The sequence below is a fragment of the Streptomyces sp. NPDC000151 genome (genome assembly GCF_040301705.1).
In the GTDB taxonomy this organism is placed as follows: Bacteria; Actinomycetota; Actinomycetes; order Streptomycetales; family Streptomycetaceae; genus Streptomyces.
Map to the genome: position 1 here is coordinate 1 of NZ_JBEPFC010000257.1, position 5,039 is coordinate 5,039.

The 5,039-nt window shown below is 72.1% G+C and carries 5 protein-coding genes; 4 read left to right on the forward strand and 1 reads right to left on the reverse strand.

Translation table 11 applies throughout. The features are described 5' to 3' along the window. A partial coding sequence (locus tag ABT381_RS35000; protein WP_351601902.1) for an acyltransferase family protein occupies nt 1–624 on the reverse strand: 624 nt, incomplete at its 3' end. A gap of 156 nt (nt 625–780) precedes the next feature. Here ABT381_RS35000 and ABT381_RS35005 point away from each other — a divergent pair. From ABT381_RS35005 to ABT381_RS35020, 4 genes are all read left to right on the forward strand, one after another. Then, nucleotides 781–1,443 (forward strand): TetR/AcrR family transcriptional regulator, encoded by a 663-nt coding sequence (locus ABT381_RS35005; RefSeq protein WP_351601905.1) that lies wholly within the window; start codon nt 781–783, stop codon nt 1,441–1,443. A gap of 172 nt (nt 1,444–1,615) precedes the next feature. Beyond that, nucleotides 1,616–2,983 (forward strand): MFS transporter, encoded by a 1,368-nt coding sequence (locus ABT381_RS35010; RefSeq protein ID WP_351601908.1) that lies wholly within the window; start codon nt 1,616–1,618, stop codon nt 2,981–2,983. Nucleotides 2,984–3,097: 114 nt separating this feature from the next. Further along, entirely contained in the window at nt 3,098–3,967 is an 870-nt protein-coding gene (locus ABT381_RS35015; RefSeq protein WP_351601911.1) for a shikimate dehydrogenase, read from the forward strand. Nucleotides 3,968–3,978: 11 nt separating this feature from the next. Then, a partial coding sequence (locus ABT381_RS35020) for a sugar phosphate isomerase/epimerase and 4-hydroxyphenylpyruvate domain-containing protein (RefSeq protein WP_351601914.1) occupies nt 3,979–5,039 on the forward strand: 1,061 nt, incomplete at its 3' end.

Consider the following 5,039-nt stretch of genomic DNA (forward strand, 5'->3'; position numbering starts at 1 on the left):
GTCGGGCAGCGCCCCGCCGGCCGCGACGCCGAGCGCGGCCAGGCCCAGGGCCATCGGCGCGGAGCGCCGGTGCAGCCGCACCGCGAAGAGCGCCGCGACCAGGAGGTAGAACACCATCTCGTACGAGAGGGTCCACAGCACATTGATGGCGTTGGGCACCCCGAGCAGGTCCTGCAGCATCGTCCCGTGCGCGACCAGGGCACTCAGCGGGTCGCGCTCCCCCAGCCCCGCCCGCAGCCGCCCGGGCCCCCACAGCACGAGCAGCGCCGTGGCCGCCAGCGCGACGCACAGCAGCGGGTAGAGGCGGCAGATCCGGCCGACCCAGAAGCGGCGCAGCGAGCCGCGCCGCTCCAGGGAGGCCGGGATGATGTAGCCGCTGACCAGGAAGAAGACGATGACGCCGTACGTACCGGGGTTGACGTACCGCTGCACGATGGCGGACAGCTCCGGCAGATAGCGGGGCCCCGCGTGGTGCAGCGCGACCATCAGCGCCCCGATGCCCCGCAGCGCGTCGAGCCACGCCAGCCGCCGGTCCGGGTCCGGCCCCGGTCCCGCGCCCGGCAGGTCGGGCACGTGTGCCGGCCGGGACGGCTGGGAGGACATCAGCCATGCCACATCACTCATCGTCACACCGTACGCACGGTGCGTGTCTGGCGCACGCCGAACTGACGCCGTATCAGTCGGACGGGTCACGGTCGGCCGCCCGGGGCGCTCGCCGCGCGCCGCATACCTCTGCCTAGACTGTGCCGACCAGTGGACCGTTCGCGAGGAGCCAGCCGTATGACCGCCGTTCACCCGCCGGCCCGTGCCGCAGGGCGGCAGCGCGACGCGGCGCGGACCCGGGCGGAGATCCTCAAGGTCGCGACGGAGGAGTTCGCGCGGAGCGGGTACACGGGTGCGCGGGTCGACGAGATCGCCGCCCGCATCCACACCACGAAGCGGATGATCTACTACTACTTCGGCGGCAAGGAGCAGCTGTTCACGGCCGTGCTGGAGCACGCGTACGCGGGCATCAGGCAGCAGGAACAGCAGCTGGACGTCGAGCATCTGGACCCCGCAGCGGCCATCCGCCGGCTGGCCGAGCTCACCTTCGACCACCACGAGGCGCACCCGGACTTCATCCGCCTGGTGAGCATCGAGAACATCCACGAGGCGGAGCACATCACCGCCTCGGAGACGATCGGCCGGCTCAACTCGCCCGCGATCGAGGTGATCGGGCGGATCCTCGACGAGGGCCGCGCGCAGGGCGTGTTCACGGCGGACGTGGACGCGGTCGACCTGCACGCGATGATCAGCGCGTTCTGCTTCTTCCGGGTCTCCAACCGGCACACCTTCGGCGCCCTCTTCGCGCGCGATCTGACGGCGGCGGACCGCCGGGAGCACTACCGCACGATGCTCGGTGACATGGTCCTCGGCTATCTGACCGGCGCCGCGGCGGTCTGAGCCGCGCGGCCGGCGCACGGGCGGCACACGGGCGGGAATTGTTTCCGCGAGATGTCTTGACAGTGACCTGTGGGCGGTTCACGATCGCTGCACCCCCACAACTAACTATCTAGTACGTTAACTCGCCGCCACCCGCCGTCCGCGAAGGTGGCTCTTCCCCACTGGAGCAGGCATGTCCGCTCTCTCCGCCGAGGCCGCGGCCCCACCGCCGGGACGCCCCCGCAAGGCCGCCGTCGCCGCCTGGATCGGCAGCGCGCTGGAGTACTACGACTTCTTCATCTACGGCAGCGCCGCCGCCCTGGTCTTCCCCAAGGTCTTCTTCGACCCGAGCGACCCGGCGACCGCGACGCTGATCTCGCTCGCGACGTTCGGCGTCGCCTACGCGGCCCGCCCCATCGGCGCGCTCTTCCTCGGCCATTTCGGCGACCGGCTCGGCCGCCGCAAGATCATGGTGTTCACCCTGATCCTGATGGGCCTGTCGACCTTCGCGATCGGCTGCCTGCCGACGTACGCGCAGGTCGGGACCGTCGCGCCGGTCCTGCTCGTCCTGATGCGGGTGCTGCAGGGCCTCTCCGCCGCCGGCGAGCAGGCCAGTGCCAATTCGATGACGCTGGAACACGCGCCGGAGCACCGGCGCGGGTACTACACGAGCTTCGCGCTCAACGGCACCCAGGCCGGCCAGATCCTGGCCACCCTGATCTTCATCCCGGTGGCCGCGCTGCCCGAGAAGCAGCTTCTGACCTGGGGCTGGCGACTGCCGTTCCTGATCAGCGTGGCCGTCACGGTCGTCGGCTACCTCATCCGCCGCAAGCTCTCGGAGACCCCGGTCTTCGAGCAGGCGGCGGCCGAGGACGCGGTGGCCAAGCTGCCGCTGGCGGACCTGCTGCGGCACCACTGGGCCGACGTGCTGCGGGTGATCGCGGCGGCCCTGATCGCCACGGTCAGCACGATCTTCACGGTCTGGGCCCTGTCGTACGCCACCAGCGACGCGGTCGGCATGGACAAGACGGCGATGCTCTGGGTCGGCGTGCTGTCCAACGCGGTGGCGCTGGCCGCCATCCCGCTGTGGGCCAAGCTCTCGGACCGCGTCGGCCGCAAGCCGGTCTTCCTCATCGGCTCGCTCGGCTCCGCCGTGCTGATCTTCGTCTACCTGTGGGCGATCTCCACCGGCAGCTATCCGTTGGTCTTCGTCACCGGCATCGTCTTCTTCGGCGTCGTCTACAGCGCGGCCAACGCCATCTGGCCGTCGTTCTACGGCGAGATGTTCCCGACCCGGGTCCGGCTGTCGGGCATGGCGATCGGCACGCAGATCGGCTTCGCGGTGGCGGGCTTCGCCGTGAGCATCGCCGAGCGGATCGCGGGCCCCGGCGGCGACAACTGGCTCGGCGTCGCCACCTTCACCGCCGCGACCTGCGTGATCTGCTCGCTCGCCGTGCTGACGGGCCGGGAGACGCACCGCGTGCCGACCGCGCTGCTGGGCGAGAAGCCGGCCGCGTCCGAGGAGGAGCGCGGAAGCCTGGCCCGGGCGTCCTCCGCCTGACGGCCGCGCGGGCCGCCGCTCGCCAGGGGGCCGCGGGCCGAACTTTCGCCCGCGGTCCCTTGCGGCCATAATTAACTAACTAGTACGTTCATAGCGCACCACCAGGGAGTCGCGTTGTCCACGCCCTCGTATCTCACCGGCCTCATCGGTTCCGGCATCGGCCCCTCGCTGAGCCCGGCCCTGCACGAGCGGGAGGCCGACCGGCACGGCCTGCGGCTGCTCTACCGGACGCTCGACCTCGACACGCTGGGCGTCGACGCGAAGGATGTCGGCGAGCTGATCCGCGCGGCCCGTACCCTCGGCTTCGATGGACTCAACATCACGCACCCCTGCAAGCAGCTGGTGATCGAGCACCTCGACGCGCTCTCGCCCGGCGCCGCCGAGCTGGGCGCGGTCAACACCGTCGTCTTCCGGGGCGGCCGGACGATCGGCCACAACACCGACGTCACCGGCTTCACCCAGTCCTTCGCGCGCGGCCTGCCCGGCGCCGCGACCCGCGAGGTCGTCCAGATCGGCGCGGGCGGCGCCGGCTCCGCCGTCGCGCACGCCATGCTCTCGCTCGGCACCGACCGCCTCACCCTCGTCGACACCGACGCCGTACGGGCCGGGGCGCTCGCCGACGCGCTCAACGCCCGCTTCGGCACCGGCCGCGCCACCACCGCCGCCCCGGACCGGCTGGCCCTCGTACTGCCCGGCGCCGACGGCCTGGTGCACGCCACCCCCACCGGCATGGCAGCGCACCCCGGCCTGCCGCTCCCCGCCGCGCTGCTCCGCGCCGACCTGTGGGTCGCCGAGGTCGTCTACCGGCCGCTGGAGACCGAACTGATCCGAACCGCACGGGAGTTGGGCTGCCGGACGCTGGACGGCGGCGGCATGGCCGTCTTCCAGGCCGCCGACGCCTTCCGGCTCTTCACCGGCCTGGAACCGCACGCCGAAGAGATGCTCGCCGACCTCGCCGACCTGGTCGGCACCGCCGCGGTCTGAGGAGGCCCCTGATGCGCAAGTCCATCGCCACGGTGTCGCTGAGCGGCTCGCTCTCCGAGAAGCTCAGCGCCGTCGCAGCGGCCGGGTTCGAGGGCGTCGAGATCTTCGAGAACGACCTGCTGGCCAGCCCGCTCAGCCCCGAGGAGATCCGGCTGCGCGCCGCGGACCTCGGCCTGTCCATCGACCTCTACCAGCCGTTCCGCGACTTCGAGGCGGTCCCGGACGAGGTCTTCGCGCGCAACATGCGGCGCGCTGAGCGGAAGTTCGCCGTCATGGAGCGGCTCGGCGCCGACACGATGCTGGTGTGCTCCAGCGTCTCGCCGGACGCCGCCGACGACGACGCGCTCGCCGCCCGGCAGCTGCGCGCCCTCGCCGAGCGCGCCGCCGCGCACGGCATCCGCCTCGCGTACGAGGCGCTGGCCTGGGGCCGGCACGTCAACACGTACGACCACTCCTGGCGCATCGTCGAGCAGGCCGATCACCCGGCGCTCGGCGTCTGCCTGGACAGCTTCCACATCCTCTCGCGCGGCTCCGACCCCAAGGGCATCGAGGACATCCCCGGCGAGAAGATCTTCTTCCTGCAGCTGGCCGACGCGCCCAAGCTGGCCATGGACGTCCTGCAGTGGAGCCGGCACTACCGCTGCTTCCCCGGCCAGGGCGGCTTCGACCTCGCCGGAATGCTCGGCCACGTGCTGCGCGCCGGCTACGCGGGCCCGCTCTCGCTGGAGATCTTCAACGACGTCTTCCGGCAGGCGGACGCGGGACGCACCGCGGTCGACGCGATGCGCTCGCTGATCGCCCTGGAGGAGGCCGCCGGGCTCAGCAGCCTGCCGGCGCCGGTCGTCCCGGACGGTGTCGCCTTCGCCGAACTCGCCGCCGCCGACACCGAACCGCTGCGCTCCCTGCTCGGCTCGCTCGGCTTCGTACGGGCGGGCCGGCACACCGGCGGCAAGCCGGTCGAGCTGTGGCAGCAGAACGAGGCGCGAGTACTGCTCAACACCGTGAGCGGCGCCCGCCGCGAGGGCCCCGGCCTGGTCGCGCTCGGCCTGGAGAGCCCGGAGCCCGCCGCCGC